The sequence below is a fragment of the Pseudomonas cremoris genome, from assembly GCF_014230465.1.
On the sequence record NZ_JAAXCY010000004.1, the window covers coordinates 79,961 to 94,757 of the forward strand.

At 62.0% G+C, this 14,797-nt stretch carries 12 protein-coding genes; 9 read left to right on the plus strand and 3 right to left on the minus strand.

The window, feature by feature from the left end; genetic code table 11:
• Nucleotide 1: 1 nt before the first annotated feature.
• The 3 genes from HF257_RS10305 to HF257_RS10315 form a co-directional block, all read right to left on the minus strand.
• Entirely contained in the window at nt 2–391 is a 390-nt protein-coding gene (locus HF257_RS10305; RefSeq protein WP_185707699.1) for a protease inhibitor I42 family protein, read from the minus strand.
• Between the two features lie 202 nt (nt 392–593).
• Nucleotides 594–3,014, minus strand: coding sequence for an endopeptidase La (gene lon, locus HF257_RS10310; protein WP_185707697.1), 2,421 nt, complete (start codon nt 3,012–3,014; stop codon nt 594–596).
• A gap of 92 nt (nt 3,015–3,106) precedes the next feature.
• Nucleotides 3,107–4,096, minus strand: coding sequence for a GntR family transcriptional regulator (locus HF257_RS10315; protein WP_185707695.1), 990 nt, complete (start codon nt 4,094–4,096; stop codon nt 3,107–3,109).
• A 337-nt stretch (nt 4,097–4,433) separates the two neighbouring features.
• On the opposite strand from HF257_RS10315, the gene HF257_RS10320 reads away from it, so the two are divergent.
• The 9 genes from HF257_RS10320 to HF257_RS10360 all read left to right on the plus strand — a co-directional run bounded on the left by HF257_RS10320 (nt 4,434) and on the right by HF257_RS10360 (nt 14,672).
• Complete coding sequence (locus HF257_RS10320; RefSeq protein WP_185707693.1) at nt 4,434–5,756, plus strand: amidase; 1,323 nt, start codon at nt 4,434–4,436, stop codon at nt 5,754–5,756.
• 11 nt (nt 5,757–5,767) lie between these two features.
• Nucleotides 5,768–6,646 (plus strand): polysaccharide deacetylase family protein, encoded by an 879-nt coding sequence (locus HF257_RS10325; RefSeq protein ID WP_065906905.1) that lies wholly within the window; start codon nt 5,768–5,770, stop codon nt 6,644–6,646.
• Between the two features lie 37 nt (nt 6,647–6,683).
• On the plus strand, nt 6,684–8,024 hold the full coding sequence (locus tag HF257_RS10330) for an MFS transporter (protein WP_185707691.1): 1,341 nt from the start codon (nt 6,684–6,686) through the stop codon (nt 8,022–8,024).
• Between the two features lie 10 nt (nt 8,025–8,034).
• Complete coding sequence (locus HF257_RS10335; RefSeq protein WP_185707689.1) at nt 8,035–8,796, plus strand: SDR family NAD(P)-dependent oxidoreductase; 762 nt, start codon at nt 8,035–8,037, stop codon at nt 8,794–8,796.
• A 139-nt stretch (nt 8,797–8,935) separates the two neighbouring features.
• Nucleotides 8,936–9,685, plus strand: a complete 750-nt coding sequence (locus HF257_RS10340; protein ID WP_185707687.1) for an SDR family NAD(P)-dependent oxidoreductase — start codon at nt 8,936–8,938, stop codon at nt 9,683–9,685.
• Nucleotides 9,686–9,698: 13 nt separating this feature from the next.
• Nucleotides 9,699–9,998 carry a hypothetical protein gene (locus HF257_RS10345; protein ID WP_185707685.1) on the plus strand — a complete coding sequence of 100 codons (300 nt, stop codon included), beginning with the start codon at nt 9,699–9,701 and terminating at the stop codon, nt 9,996–9,998.
• On the plus strand, nt 9,995–10,969 hold the full coding sequence (locus HF257_RS10350) for a CobW family GTP-binding protein (RefSeq protein WP_185712077.1): 975 nt from the start codon (nt 9,995–9,997) through the stop codon (nt 10,967–10,969). Before HF257_RS10345 ends, HF257_RS10350 begins: the two co-directional genes overlap by 4 nt.
• A complete protein-coding gene (locus tag HF257_RS10355) occupies nt 10,966–12,138 on the plus strand; it encodes an ABC transporter substrate-binding protein (RefSeq protein WP_185707681.1) in 1,173 nt (390 codons plus the stop codon). The genes HF257_RS10350 and HF257_RS10355 overlap by 4 nt, the downstream gene beginning before the upstream one ends.
• Nucleotides 12,139–12,335: 197 nt before the next feature.
• On the plus strand, nt 12,336–14,672 hold the full coding sequence (locus HF257_RS10360) for a putative bifunctional diguanylate cyclase/phosphodiesterase (RefSeq protein ID WP_185707679.1): 2,337 nt from the start codon (nt 12,336–12,338) through the stop codon (nt 14,670–14,672).
• The last annotated feature ends 125 nt before the right edge of the window (nt 14,673–14,797 follow it).

Below are 14,797 nucleotides of genomic sequence, written 5' to 3' on the forward strand. Positions count from 1 at the left end.
ATCAATTCACCGTAATGGCGCAGTCGAAGGTTTCGGCAGGCTCGGCTTCTGGCTCCCAAGGTTGCTGGGAGGTGACCCGAAGTCGACCATTGCCTGCCGCGAAGGCCTGGAAGCGCCAGGTGGACTGGCCGCCGCCACCGATCACGCCGGATTCCGAGCTGCTGTAGACCTCAGGGCTCAGCGCGCGCAGCACGCCGCCGGCAGAATCCTGGATGGCCCAACGGTAGCCGGTGGTGGGGTTGCTGGGCAGGGTAAGGATCAGGTTTTGCCCGGTTTTAAGCACAAGCGGGCAGGCGCTCTGGTTTTCCACGGTGACGTTTTGCTTCGGCGCACTGGCGCACGCAGCCAGCAGGGCAAGGCTCAAGGGGAGAAGCAGGCGGGCAGCGGTCATGGGGGCTCCGTTCATTCGCGACGAACGGCGAGCATAACCGAAGATGAGACAAGGTGTGACAGAGCTGGATTTTGTGTTGATTGGGCTGACCCCTTCGCGAGCAAGCCCGCTCCCACACTTGACCGCATTCCAAAGGCTGTACTCGGTCAAATGTGGGAGCCGGCTTGCTCGCGAAAGGGCCAGCCCAGCCACTGCATGGCTATCAGAACAGCACTTTGGCCACATCCGCGAACCGCTTGGCAAAGTGCACGGTCATGCCTTCCTTGAGGTACTCCGGCAATTCCTCAAAGCTGCCACGGTTTGGCTCCGGCAGGATCAGCTCATGAATCTTCTGACGCCGCGCCGCGATCACCTTTTCACGCACCCCACCAATCGGCAGCACATGACCGGTCAACGTCAGCTCGCCGGTCATGGCCACGCCCTTTTTCGGTGGCTGGTTACGCGCCAGCGACAACAGCGCACTGGCCATCGTCACACCTGCACTTGGGCCGTCTTTTGGCGTGGCCCCTTCCGGCACGTGCAAGTGTACGAAGGCTTCGTCGAAGAACTTCGGATCACCGCCGAACGACTTCAGGTTCGAGCTGATGTAGCTGTAGGCGATTTCGGCGGATTCCTTCATCACTTCACCCAGCTGCCCGGTGAGCTTGAAGCCGCGATTGAGCGTATGGATGCGCGTCGCCTCGATCGGCAACGTCGCGCCGCCCATGCTGGTCCAGGCCAGGCCGGTGATCACGCCGGTGCCGGACAGCACTTGTTCATTGCGGAACACCGGCATCCCCAAGGAGCTTTCCAGGTCTTTGTTGCCAATCTTGATCACCGAGTCCGGCTCATCCAGCAACTTGACCACGGCCTTGCGCACCAGTTTGCCCAGTTGTTTCTCCAGCTGGCGTACGCCGGCTTCGCGCGCATAACCGTCGATCAATGCACGCAACGCGCCGTCGCTGATGGTCAGGCTGGTTTTTGCCACACCGGCTTTTTCCAGCTGTTTTGGCCACAGGTGACGCTTGGCGATCGCGACTTTTTCTTCGGTGATATAGCCCGACAGGCGAATCACTTCCATACGGTCCAGCAACGGGCCGGGGATCGAATCCAGGGTGTTGGCGGTGCACACGAACAGGACTTTGGACAGGTCCATGCGCAGGTCCAGGTAGTGATCGAGGAATTCGACGTTCTGTTCCGGGTCCAGGGTTTCCAGCAAGGCCGACGCTGGGTCGCCCTGGAAGCTTTGGCCCATCTTGTCGATCTCGTCGAGCATGATCACCGGGTTCATCACCTCCACATCCTTGAGCGCCTGCACCAGCTTGCCGGGCAAGGCGCCGATGTAGGTGCGGCGGTGGCCCTTGATCTCGGCCTCGTCACGCATGCCGCCGACGCTGAACCGATAGAATGGCCGTCCTAGGGATTCGGCAATGGATTTACCTACGCTGGTCTTGCCCACGCCCGGCGGGCCCACCAGCAAGACGATGGAGCCGGCGACCTCGCCTTTATAGGCGCCCACCGCCAGGAATTCGAGGATGCGGCTCTTGATGTCGTCCAGGCCCGCGTGGTGTTTATCCAGCACCTTGCGTGCGTGTTTCAGGTCGAGTTTGTCTTCACCATACACGCCCCATGGCACCGAGGTGGCCCAGTCCAGGTAATTGCGCGTGACCGCGTATTCCGGCGAGCCGGTTTCCAGGATCGACAGTTTGTTCAGTTCTTCATCGATACGCTTTTGCGCCTGGGCCGGCAGCACTTTGCCTTGCAGGCGTTGTTCGAACTGCTCGACGTCGGCGCTGCGGTCGTCCTTGGTCAGCCCCAGTTCCTGCTGGATGACCTTGAGCTGTTCCTTGAGGAAAAACTCGCGCTGATGCTCACCGATCTTGCGGTTCACTTCGGCGGAGATTTCTTTTTGCAGGCGCGCGACTTCAACTTCCTTGCGCAGCATCGGCAGCACTTTTTCCATGCGCTTGAGCATGGGCACGCAGTCCAGCACTTCCTGCAACTCGTTGCCTGTCGCCGAAGTCAACGCGGCGGCGAAGTCGGTAAGTGGCGACGGGTCATTGGGGCTGAAGCGGTTGAGGTAGTTTTTCAACTCTTCGCTGTACAGCGGGTTGAGCGGCAGCAGTTCCTTGATCGCATTGATCAGCGCCATGCCGTAGGCCTTGACCTCGTCGGTCGGCTCGGAAGGCTGGTGCGGGTATTCGACCTCCACCAGGTACGGTGGGCGGTGGTGCTTGAGCCAGGTCTTGATGCGTACGCGGGTCAGGCCCTGGGCCACAAATTGCAGCTTGCCGTTCTCGCGGCTGGCGTGGTGCACCTTCACCAAGGTGCCGTACAGCGGCAGGGCGGAGGTGTCGAAGTGGCGCGGGTCTTCGGGCGGCGTCTCCATGAAAAACAGCGCCAGGGAGTGGTGGTCGGATTTGCTCACCAGCTCAAGCGTCTCGGCCCATGGCTCTTCATTGACGATCACCGGCAACACTTGCGCCGGGAAGAACGGCCGATTGTGGATTGGGATGATGTAGACCTTGTCCGGCAGGTTCTGCCCAGGTAACGCCAGGCCGGTATTTGATGAAGTGGATTCGGCGTTTTCGGGGTCGGCGTAGTCGTTCAGGTCGTAATCAGGGAAGGCTTGCTGGTCGCTCATGGGGCACCTGCATAAGGAAGTATGCAGGTTAGATGGGGCGGGGCAGTGGTGGTTTCAATGGTCTGGGGTTGTTAGTAACAAATTGCATGAATTCAGCTGATTTTATGCAGATAGCTGGGAAGGGGTTGTTCTGGAAGCACCGACAACACCTTCAAACGCTGCAACATGCGCTGCCGGGCCCGTTGCAAATGCTCGCGCAAATTCAACGCCGCCGCATCAAACGCGCCATGCAGCAACAGCTCCAGAATCAACCGATGTTCGGCCAACATCGCCGGATCAGCACCGATCCCCAACAAACGATAGAAAATCCGGCTGATGATCATCGGGCTCTGGCCTTGGCGGATCAACGCGGCGATCTTGCGGTTCTGCAGGCCGGCCAGGCAGCGTTGGTGCAAGTCCTCCTCGATCTGCTCGATAGCCTCCAGGCTGCAATGAGGGCTGTCCTGGGCGTCGAGCACCCGTTGCAACATGGCCTCGAGCAGTTCGCGGTCAAGGTTCGGTGCGCTCTGGCGCAGGGCTTCGGGTTCCAGGCAGGCGCGCAACTCGTAGTCTTCGGTCACTTCCCGCGCAGTCAAAGGCCCGGCCAGCCATTGGGAATAGGGCTCTTTTTCCACCAAGCCGCGATCACGCAAACGCATCAGCGCTTCACGCACCACAGCACGGCTGACGCCATAGTGGTCGGCGGCAGCTTGTTCATCCAGGCGGTAATGGCCGAAAGCAATGCACGTGGACAGCGCTGCGCCGATCTCCTCGACGATGCGTTCGCCCAGTGGTCGCGTGTCCACCAACTCATCTTCACCATTCAAGCCAAGGTGGGCGTGGCTCAAGGGCAGGCGCAACGGTTCCATCGCCAGGCCTTCAGGGTTGATCAGGTAACCCCGGCCGTTGAAGCGGCAGATCAAGCCTTCGGCATGCAGCAGGTCCAGCGCCTTGCGCACCGGCACGCGGCTGGTGCCGAACAATTCGGCCAGGGGTGCTTCCAGCAACACCAAGCCATGGCGGGCGGTGCCGTTGACGATCGCGTCACGCAACACTTGGTGAATCATCGCGTAACGGGAGGCCGAGGCGGACACTGCTTTCATCACTTTCTCAGGGGCTTGTAGGACGGTGACCGGGGATTCTCTCATAAGTTGCGCCTGTCACCCTGCGCCACATCGATGGCACTTTTTTGGGGCTCTGAATGTAGGAATGTTACTTTTCTGCACCAAAATGTACTTATTAATAAAAGATACATTATTTCATTGAAGGCCCTTGTCGGCTTCTGGGCAAGATATTTTTCCCACGATCAAAACCATCTATCCCGTAGCTCTGGGTTAAAAACCCGTTGCATGCAGAAACGCCGCTATTGAGACTGGCACGAAACCTGCCTTTGTAAAATGTACATTTTATTAATATGTACGTTTTGTGAGGGTCATCCCGATGTCAGACGCCACTTCCATGGCCGAGGATTTCGCCAGCGGTCGCAGCGACCCGGTGCAAGCCCTCGAACAGGCGCTCGTCCACGCGAGCATGGCCCCCAGCGTGTTTATCTCCCTGACCGCCGAGCGCGCTCGCCGTGAGGCCGAGGCCGCTGCCGCCCGCTGGCGCGCTGGTCAACCCTTGAGCGTGTTCGATGGAGTGCCGCTGGCCTGGAAGGACCTGTTCGATGTGGCCGGCAGCGTCACCACAGCTGGCGCCGCCTATCGCCGCAATGCGCCCGCCGCGTTGCTGGATGCGCCCAGCGTCGGCCTGTTATGCCGTGCCGGGATGGTAAGCGTTGGCAAGACCAACCTCAGCGAACTGGCCTATTCCGGCCTGGGCCTGAACCCGCATTTCGGCACCCCGTTCAACCCTAGCAGCAGTGATCAGGCGCGCATTCCCGGCGGGTCCTCATCGGGGTCGGCGGTTGCCGTGGCCGCTGGCATCGTACCGATTGCCATGGGCACCGACACCGCCGGTTCAATCCGCATCCCTGCGGCGCTCAATGGTGTGGTGGGCTATCGCAGCAGCAGTCGACGCTACAGCCGCGACGGCGTATTTCCTTTGGCTCACACGCTCGACAGCCTCGGCCCGCTGACCCGCAGTGTGCGCGACGCCCTGGCCATCGACGACTTGCTCAATGGTCGTCGCCAAACCCACAGCGCCCGCAGCCTCAAGGGCCAGCGCTTCGTGCTGGCGCAACAAGAGGTCGAACCTGCCGTGCGCAATAACCTGCTGCGCGCAGTGGAGCAGCTAAAGGCCCAAGGCGCGCTGATCGAAGAGCGCGAGTGCCCGACCTTCGAAGCCACCCTGGCATTGATCAAGGACCATGGCTGGCTCGGCTCTTTCGAAGCCTTTGCCCTGCACGAAGCGCTGCTCGACAGCCCCGACGCTGAGCAACTCGACCCGCGTGTACGGCGTCGTCTCGAAGCGGCGCGTGCGCTGCCAGCGAGCCAACTGCTGCACTTGGTCGATGCCCGCCGCCGCCTGCAACAGCAGCTGGTCGATGACCTCGACGGTGCAATCCTGATCACCCCGACCGTCGCCCACGTTGCGCCCGCCTTGGCGCCGCTGGAAGCCGACGACGACCTCTTCGTCAAAACCAACCTCGCCACCCTGCGCCTGACCATGCCCGGCAGTTTGCTCGACATGCCCGGCGTGACCCTGCCCAGCGGCCGCGATGCCCAGGGCCTGCCCACCGGGTTGCTGCTCAGCGCCCCGACGGGGGAAGACGCTCGCTTGCTGCGCGCGGCGTTGTCCGTCGAATCCGTACTTAACGTTTAAGGAGACACACCATGGCTAAAGACATCCTTTGTGCATTTGGCGTCGACGTTGACGCCGTCGCCGGCTGGCTCGGTTCCTACGGCGGCGAAGACTCGCCGGACGACATCTCCCGCGGCCTGTTCGCCGGTGAGGTCGGCGCGCCGCGCCTGCTCAAATTGTTCGAGCGCTACGGCCTGCGAACCACCTGGTTTATCCCCGGCCATTCGATGGAAACCTTCCCCGAACAAATGAAGGCCGTGGCCGACGCTGGCCATGAAATCGGCGTGCACGGTTACAGCCACGAAAACCCGATCGCGATGACCGCCGAGCAGGAAGAGATCGTCCTCGATAAATCCATCGAGCTGATCACCCAAGTCACCGGCAAGCGACCGACCGGCTACGTTGCACCGTGGTGGGAATTCAGCAAGGTCACCAACGAACTGCTGCTGAAAAAAGGCATCAAGTACGACCACAGCCTGATGCACAACGACTTCCACCCCTACTACGTACGCAAGGGCGACACCTGGACCAAGATCGACTACAGCCAGCACCCCGACACCTGGATGAAACCCCTGGTGCGCGGCGAAGAAACCGACCTGGTGGAGATCCCGGCCAACTGGTACCTGGACGACCTGCCGCCGATGATGTTCATCAAGAAAGCCCCCAACAGCCACGGTTTCGTCAACCCGCGTCACCTCGAAGAAATGTGGCGCGACCAGTTCGACTGGGTCTACCGCGAACACGAACACGCGGTGTTCACCATGACCATCCACCCCGATGTTTCCGGCCGCCCGCAAGTGCTGTTGATGCTTGAGCGGTTGATCGAACACATCCAGAGCCACGCTGGTGTGCGCTTCGTCACCTTTGACGAAATCGCCGATGACTTCATCCGCCGGCAACCGCGTACCTGACCCCTGAAAACAGCCCCCCATCCCTGAGGCGCGACCCATGTCCATCTACAACAAGCTTGACCTGACTGGCTGGAAACCCCGGCAACTGACGTCCCAGGAAGTGCGCTTCGCCACCTGGATCGCGTTTTTCGCCTGGGTGTTTGCGGTGTATGACTTCATCCTGTTCGGCACGTTGTTGCCGGAGATCGGCCGGCACTTTGGCTGGGGTGAAGTGGAGCAAGCCGAGATCGCGACCTGGGTGGCGGTGGGCACCGCCGTGGTTGCCTTCGCCATTGGCCCTGTGGTCGATAAATTGGGGCGACGCAAAGGCATCATCTTCACCGTGGCCGGTTCCGCGCTGTGTTCGGCGCTGACGGCGATTGGCGGGGCGTGGGGCAAGTCGCCGCTGATTCTGATCCGTTCGTTGGGCGGCCTGGGGTATGCCGAGGAAACCGTTAACGCCACGTATTTGAGTGAGCTGTACGGTGCTTCGCAAGACCCGCGCCTGACCAAACGCCGTGGTTTCATCTACAGCCTGGTGCAGGGCGGCTGGCCGGTTGGCGCGTTGATCGCTGCGGGTTTGACCGCACTGTTGTTGCCGATCATCGGTTGGCAGGGCTGCTTCATTTTCGCCGCCATCCCGGCGATTGTGATCGCGATCATGGCGCGCAAGCTCAAGGAGAGCCCGCAGTTCCAGATCCACCAGCGCATCAGCGAGCTGCGTAAAAGCGGCGCGGTGAAAGAAGCGCAAAACGTCGCCGTGACCTACGGCGTGGACTACGACGAACACAGCAAGGCTGGCCTCAAGGCTGCGTTCCGTGGCCCAGCCCGTCGCGCCACCTTGGTGATCGGCGCTGCGTTGCTGCTCAATTGGGCGGCGATCCAGGTGTTCAGCGTGTTGGGCACATCGGTGATCGTCAGCGTGCACCACATCTCGTTCGAAAACTCGCTGATCATCCTCGTGCTGTCGAACCTGGTGGGTTACTGCGGTTACCTCAGCCACGGTTGGATGGGCGACAAGATCGGCCGTCGCAACGTGATTGGCCTGGGGTGGATGCTCGGCGGGTTGTCGTTCGCCGGCATGCTGTTTGGCCCGAGCAATATGGCGATGGTGGTCGGGTTGTACAGCCTGGGGCTGTTCTTCCTGATCGGCCCGTACTCGGCGGCATTGTTCTTTATCAGTGAAAGTTTCCCCACCAGCATCCGCGCCACCGGCGGCGCAATCATCCACGCGATGGGCCCGATTGGCGCCGTGGTTGCAGGCTTCGGCGCGACCCAAGTGTTGTCGGCCGGCAGTGACTGGCAGACCGCCGCGCTGTGGTTCGGTGCGGTGCCGTGCTTCTTGTCCGGCATGTTGATGTTTGCCGCTCGCCATGTGCGTCCGGAAACCGTTCAGTAAGGAGTCTTTGATGAGCCGTAAAGTTGCCTTGATTACCGGTGCCGCCAGTGGCATCGGCCAAGCCCTCGCCGTGGCCTATGCCCGCAATGGGGTGGCGGTGGTCGGCGGGTATTACCCGGCCGATCCTCATGACCCGCACACCACCGTGGCCCTGGTGGAAGACGCCGGCGGCGAGTGCCTGATGTTGCCGCTGGACGTGGGCAATACTGCTTCGGTAGACGCATTGGCCGATCAAGCCGTGCAGCACTTCGGCCGCCTGGATTACGCCGTGGCCAACGCCGGTTTACTGCGCCGTGCGCCGCTGCTGGAAATGACCGATGCGCTGTGGGACGAGATGCTCAATGTCGACCTGACGGGGGTGATGCGCACCTTCCGCGCGGCCACCCGGCATATGAGTGAAGGCGGCGCGCTGGTGGCGATATCTTCGATTGCCGGCGGCGTGTATGGCTGGCAGGAGCACAGCCATTACGCGGCGGCCAAGGCCGGTGTGCCGGGGTTGTGCCGGTCGTTGGCGGTGGAATTGGCGCCGTTGGGCATTCGTTGCAATGCGGTGATCCCGGGGTTGATCGAGACGCCGCAGTCGCTGGATGCGAAGAACTCGTTGGGGCCGGAAGGCTTGGCCAAGGCCGCGCGGGCGATCCCGCTGGGGCGGGTAGGGCGGGCGGATGAAGTGGCGTCGTTGGTGCAGTTCTTGACCAGTGAGGCGTCGAGTTATTTGACCGGGCAAAGCATCGTCATCGATGGCGGCCTGACCGTGCGCTGGCCGGATTAACGGGTGTACCCAATCCAAATGTGGGAGCGGGCTTGCTCGCGAAAGCGGTGGGTCAGATAAGTTTATTGTGACTGAAACACCGCATTCGCGAGCAAGCCCGCTCCCACATTGGACTTGTGTTTGATCCAGGAGAATTTACATGCCTCAACTTTCTAACCGCCGCGCTGTGATCACCGGTGCCGGCAGCGGCATCGGTGCCGCCATCGCCCGCGCCTACGCCGCTGAGGGCGCACGCCTGGTGCTGGCCGACCGCAACGCCGCCAGCCTCGCCGAAACCGCGATCACCTGCCGCAACCTCGGCGCCGAAGTTCACGAGTGCCTGGGCGATGTGGGCACTGTCGAAGGCGCCCAGGCCAGTGTGGATAAATGCGTCGAACAGTTCGGCGGCATCGACATTCTGGTCAACAACGCCGGCATGCTCACCCAGGCGCGCTGCATCGATCTCACCCTCGAGATGTGGAACGACATGCTGCGCGTCGACCTCACCAGCGTGTTCATCGCCAGCCAGCGCGCCCTGCCGCACATGCTCGCGCAGCGCTGGGGGCGGATCATTAACGTGGCCTCGCAACTTGGTATCAAGGGCGGCGCCGAACTCACCCATTACGCCGCCGCCAAGGCCGGGGTGATCGGGTTTACCAAGTCCCTGGCCCTGGAAGTTGCCAAGGACAACGTACTGGTCAACGCCATCGCCCCTGGCCCGATTGAAACACCCTTGGTGGGCGGCATCAGCGACGACTGGAAACGCGCCAAAGCCAAGGAGTTGCCCCTATGCCGATTCGGCTTGGCCGATGAAGTGGCACCCACCGCCGTGCTGTTGGCAAGCGAGCCGGGTGGCAACCTGTTCGTTGGCCAGACCCTGGGCCCCAACTCGGGCGATGTCATGCCATGAGTGAGGTGTAGCCATGTGCGGACTCTGCGGGCTGCTCGGCGAAGACCTGCACTGGAGCGACCCCCTGGGTGATGAGTTGCCCCGGCGCCGCGAACGCTTGCGCCGGATCGCGGCGATCAACCAGGTGCTGGCGGTGTTCCGGCTCAAGGTCGAGGACTTCCAAGGCGCCTCTTACCTGCTATTGGGCGCCACCGGCAAACAGGCACTGGCCAGCGGCCTGGATCAACTCTGGCAGGCCGCCGAAACCATGCTCGGCCGCCCGTTGGACCCGCTCGATCCGCAGTTGCTGGATCACTTGGAGTCAACCCCATGAGCATCGCCCTCAACGTCATCACCGGCTTCCTCGGCAGTGGGAAGACCACCTTGCTCAAGCGCCTATTGCAAGGTGAAAGCCTGGGCGACACGGCGTTGCTGATCAATGAGTTCGGCGACGTCGGCATCGACCACCTGCTGGTGGAAGAAGTCGCGCCGGACACCGTGCTGCTGCCCAGCGGGTGCGTATGTTGCTCGATCCGTGGCGAGCTCAAAGACACGCTGCTCGGTCTGCTGCAACGCCGCGAACGCGGTGAGATTCCTGCGTTCAAGCGCGTGATCCTGGAGACCACCGGCCTGGCCGACCCGGCGCCGATCCTTGCGACCCTGAACAACGACGTGCAACTGCGCGGGCGTTTTCATATCGGCCTGGTGATCACCTTGGTGGACGCCAGCCACGCGGCGCTGCAAGAACGCCTGCACCCGGAATGGCTGGCGCAGGTCGCGGCAGCAGACCGCCTGCTGCTGAGCAAGACCGACCTGGCAGGTGACTGCGCGCCATTGCGCGCGCACTTGCAGGCTCTCAACGCCGGTACGCCGATCCTCGATACCCATGACATCCACAGCGGCGATCAACTGCTGCTCGGTGAAGGGTTGCGCAGTGCCGAGCCGGCGGTTGAAGTCAGCCGCTGGCAGCTGCATCAACCCACTGCGACCACCCATGGCGCCGCGCAAGTCTGCTGCCTGACCTTTGACCAACCGTTGGACTGGGTGGGTTTCGGGGTGTGGTTGTCGATGCTGTTAAGATGCCATGGCGAACGAATCCTTCGTGTCAAAGGACTGCTCAACGTGAACGCCAGTAACGCTCCCATCGTCATTCATGGCGTGCAGCACTGCCTGCATGCCCCGGTCCATCTGCCTGCGTGGCCGGGCAGTGACCGCCAATCGCGGCTGGTGTTTATCCTGCGCGGGCTCGACCCGGCGCAATTGCGCCGCTCGTTTGAAGTGTTCTCGCGGCGGTTCGCCGCATGATCACTTTGCGTGTCCTTGGCACTTCCGTGACCTTGCTGGAATGCTTGCGCGTGCGGGCCGAGCAAGAACTGGGCATTCGCCTGGTGTACCAGGTGCACGACGTCGAACAGGCCCAGCGCATCGCGGTGATGCAACCTGACAGTTATGACCTGTACGACCAGTGGTTCCACAACGTCGACTTTGTGTGGCCGGCGCGGGCGATCCAGCCTATCGACACCCGGCGCATCGCGCTGTGGCACGAGATCAATGACCTGCCCAAGCGCGGGCGCTTGTCACCCAACGACTGTCTCGGCAGCGGCAGCGTGCCCAGCGAACGCCTGTTCGTGCAGCACGATGGCAGCCTGGGCAGCACGGTTACCGACCGCATCAGCATGCTGCCGCTGACCCACAACGCCGACAGCTTCGCCTACCGTCCCGAGCGTTTGCCCGAAGGTTTTTGCCACGGCAATGAAAGCTGGGGCTGGTTGCTGGACCCGGCCTGGAGTGCCCGCACCGCGTTGCAGAGTGACGCCGCCATCGGCGCCCTGGACGCTGCACTGGCCTTGCAGGGTGCGGGGCTGGCGCAGTTCAACGACATCGGCAACATGAGCATCGAAGAGATCGATGTGCTTGCCGACATCCTGGTGCGCAAACAGAAGGAAGGGCACTTCGCGGCGTTCTGGTCGGATGACGAAGAGGCCGCGCAATTGATGCTCAGCCCCAGCGTCGATATCCAGAGCCTGTGGTCGCCGGCCCTGATGCGCCTGCACCGCGCCGGCGTGAAATACCGCCTGGCAGTACCACGTGAAGGTTATCGTGCCTGGTTTGGTGGTTTGTCGCTGTCGCGCCATGCAAAGGGCCCGGTGCTTGATGCGGCGTATGCCTACCTCAACTGGTGGCTGTCCGGCTGGCCCGGCGCGGTGATGGCGCGCCAGGGCTATTACATCGGCAACCCGGCGCGCAGCCGCGATCACCTCAGCAGCGCCGAATGGGATTATTGGTACGCGGGCAAACCTGCGCGGGAAGAACTGCTGGGCAGCGATGGTTTGCCACTGATCGATATTGGCGAAGTGCGCGACGGTGGCTCCTACGAGCAGCGCATGGGCCATATCGCCGTGTGGAACTCGGTCATGGATGAGCACAACTACCTGGTGCGGCGATGGGGGGACTTTATGCGCGCTCGCGGCTGATCCTTGTCGCCAATAAAGTGACAGTGAAATCCCTGGTTTTATTGGGTGAACTTCTGCTTTCTCCCAGCTAATCTGCTAAAACCAAATATTCCATAAAAATGGATATTTTTTTGACGCCAGGTCTGCAGTTGCCAGGGAAGCCAATGAAAAAGGAACGTAGTGGCAGGGAGAGGCGCACGCTGCCAGAGGGCACTGCAATGAGGTGGCGCCACACGTTCCAAACCCGTATTGCCGGGGTGCTGGCGCTGTTGTTGCTGGTGGTGGTGGCCGCCACTTACTTCGCGGTCAAGGCCGCTACCTCCCGCGCCGTGGAAAACCAGGCGCAAGTCCAATTGAAAACCGGTAGCCAGGTGTTCGAACGCCTGCTGGATTTACGTGGGCGGCGCCTGCAATACGGTCTCGACTGGCTGACCGTGGATATCCCTTTCAAACAAGCCGTGGCCGAAGGCAGCACGGTGCCGATCCTGGCGGCCTTGCGTCGTCACGGCACCGGCATTCGTTCCAGCGAGGTGTTCGTGCTGGGCATGGACGGCAAGGTCATGGTCAGCACCTTGCCGGTGTTTACCCGAGGCCAGTCGTTCCCTTATGACGACGCCTTGCGCCGTGCGCGACGCACGGGTTTGCAGATGCTGATCGTGGCCATGGACGGGCAACCGTACCTGCTGGTGCAGGATGAAGTGCTCGACCCGTTGCCCATCGCCCGCGTCGTCATGGGCTTCCCCATGGACACACTGTTCGCCAATGAGCTGCGCTCGATGAGCAACCTGGACGTGTCGTTCCTCAGCGTGCAGAACGGCAAGCCGGGGCCGTTGTTCAGCACACACCCCGATGCTTATCAGGCCGCCATCATCCACCAGATGCGCGGTGCACAAGTGAACCCCGAAGCGCAGATAGGTCTGTTTTACGGCGAGCGAGTGCTCAGCCAAGTGCTGCCGTTGGACAACACCGGCGACGGCGATGAAGTACGGGTGTTACTGCAGAGCCCGCTGGACCATGCGCTGGAGTCTTTTGCGCCGCTGGATCGGCAATTCCTTGGGATTGCCGTGGCGGTGCTGCTGGTGTCGTTGGCCGGTGCGTTGTTTTTGGCGCGGCGCGTGTCGCGTCCACTGACCGCGTTGGTGCAGGCGGCCGAGCGCATCGGTGCCGGTGACTACCGCACGCCGGTGCGAGTGCGCAGCCACGACGAGTTTGGCCTGCTGGCCCGGGCGTTCAATGCCATGCAAAGCGGCATCGCCGTGCGTGAGCGGCAGTTGGCGCACAACGCGTTGCATGACCCGCTGACCGGCCTGCCGAACCGTGCGCTGGCCATGGAGCGGCTGGGCAGTGCGATCAGTGCGCGAAGACCGGTGGTGTTGCTGTACCTGGGCATCGAGAACTACCGGGTGATCAATGAAGGTTTTGGTCCTGAAGGCGTCGAGGAAATGCTGCGCGAGGCCAGCCGCTGTTTGTCCATGAGCCTGCTGGCCAGCGACACGGCCGCACGGATCGCCGGCAGTGAGTTCCTGTTGTTGCTGGAAAACACCGAGATCGACCGCGCCGTGGCGCGTGCCGACCGCCTCTACGCGTTGCTCACCGAGCCGCAGCGCATCGGCAACGATGAACTGCGCCATGAAGTGAGCATTGGCATCGCGGCTTACCCCGATGATGGCCAGCAGGTTGAAGAACTGATCAGCCGCGCCGCCATCGCCCGCCACGACGCGGCGAGCCTGCCAGGGCATTTGCAGATTTATCAGCAGGACCGTGACCTGGCCCACCAGCGCCAGATCACCTTGATTCGTGACCTGCGTCGGGCCGCCGTCGAGGGGGAGTTGTTCCTGTGCTACCAGCCCAAGCTGGACCTCAAGCACGGCCACGTGCGCCAAGCCGAAGCCCTGCTGCGCTGGCAGCATCCGACATTGGGCCAAGTGTCGCCCGCAGAATTCATCCCTCTGGCCGAGCGTACCGGTAGCATGGGCAGCCTGACTTTGTGGGTGATTGAAGAGGCGATCCGCCAAATCGGCGAGTGGTCGCTGCGCGGGTTGTTTATCCAGTTGTCGGTGAATATCTCGGTGGCCGACCTGGCCGATGATGACCTGGCGATTCGGGTCACGGCCTTGCTGATGCAATACAAAGTGGATGCCCAGCAATTGATTTTCGAGATCACCGAAAGCGCGATCATGCACAACCCCCAGCAGGCGCTCAGTGTGTTGGAGCAATTGCGCGGCTGCGGCATCAGCCTGTCGGTGGATGACTTCGGCACCGGTTATTCGTCGCTGGCGCAATTGCAGCGCCTGCCGGTGCAGGAGTTGAAGATCGACCAGTCCTTTGTACGCAACCTCGACAGCACCAGCGGTGACGGGGTGATCGTGCGCTCCACCATCGAGATGAGCCACAACCTGGGGCTCAAAGTGGTCGCGGAAGGCGTGGAGTTTGCCCCCAGCCTGAAACTGCTCAAGCAATGGAACTGCGACACGGCCCAGGGTTACCTGATCAGCCGGCCCTTGAATGCCATGGCGTTCGAAATGTGGATGCGCCGCGAGCGCGTGCCGCTGTAACGCCATGCGCAATTCACTGTGGGAGGTCTGTCAGGCTGAGGGGGACACCGCCGATCCCCTGTGGGAGCGGGCTTGCTCGCGAATGCGGTGGTTCAGTCAATATTTGCAGTGACTGACACGCCGTC

Excerpts from the sequence above, each read along its gene's own strand:
- HF257_RS10305 (WP_185707699.1), bottom strand. The coding sequence starts at position 391 with ATGACCGCTGCCCGCCTGCTTCTCCCCTTGAGCCTTGCCCTGCTGGCT.
- lon (WP_185707697.1), bottom strand. The coding sequence starts at position 3,014 with ATGAGCGACCAGCAAGCCTTCCCTGATTACGACCTGAACGACTACGCC.
- HF257_RS10315 (WP_185707695.1), bottom strand. The coding sequence starts at position 4,096 with ATGAAAGCAGTGTCCGCCTCGGCCTCCCGTTACGCGATGATTCACCAA.
- HF257_RS10320 (WP_185707693.1), top strand. The coding sequence starts at position 4,434 with ATGTCAGACGCCACTTCCATGGCCGAGGATTTCGCCAGCGGTCGCAGC.
- HF257_RS10325 (WP_065906905.1), top strand. The coding sequence starts at position 5,768 with ATGGCTAAAGACATCCTTTGTGCATTTGGCGTCGACGTTGACGCCGTC.
- HF257_RS10330 (WP_185707691.1), top strand. The coding sequence starts at position 6,684 with ATGTCCATCTACAACAAGCTTGACCTGACTGGCTGGAAACCCCGGCAA.
- HF257_RS10335 (WP_185707689.1), top strand. The coding sequence starts at position 8,035 with ATGAGCCGTAAAGTTGCCTTGATTACCGGTGCCGCCAGTGGCATCGGC.
- HF257_RS10340 (WP_185707687.1), top strand. The coding sequence starts at position 8,936 with ATGCCTCAACTTTCTAACCGCCGCGCTGTGATCACCGGTGCCGGCAGC.
- HF257_RS10345 (WP_185707685.1), top strand. The coding sequence starts at position 9,699 with ATGTGCGGACTCTGCGGGCTGCTCGGCGAAGACCTGCACTGGAGCGAC.
- HF257_RS10350 (WP_185712077.1), top strand. The coding sequence starts at position 9,995 with ATGAGCATCGCCCTCAACGTCATCACCGGCTTCCTCGGCAGTGGGAAG.
- HF257_RS10355 (WP_185707681.1), top strand. The coding sequence starts at position 10,966 with ATGATCACTTTGCGTGTCCTTGGCACTTCCGTGACCTTGCTGGAATGC.
- HF257_RS10360 (WP_185707679.1), top strand. The coding sequence starts at position 12,336 with ATGAGGTGGCGCCACACGTTCCAAACCCGTATTGCCGGGGTGCTGGCG.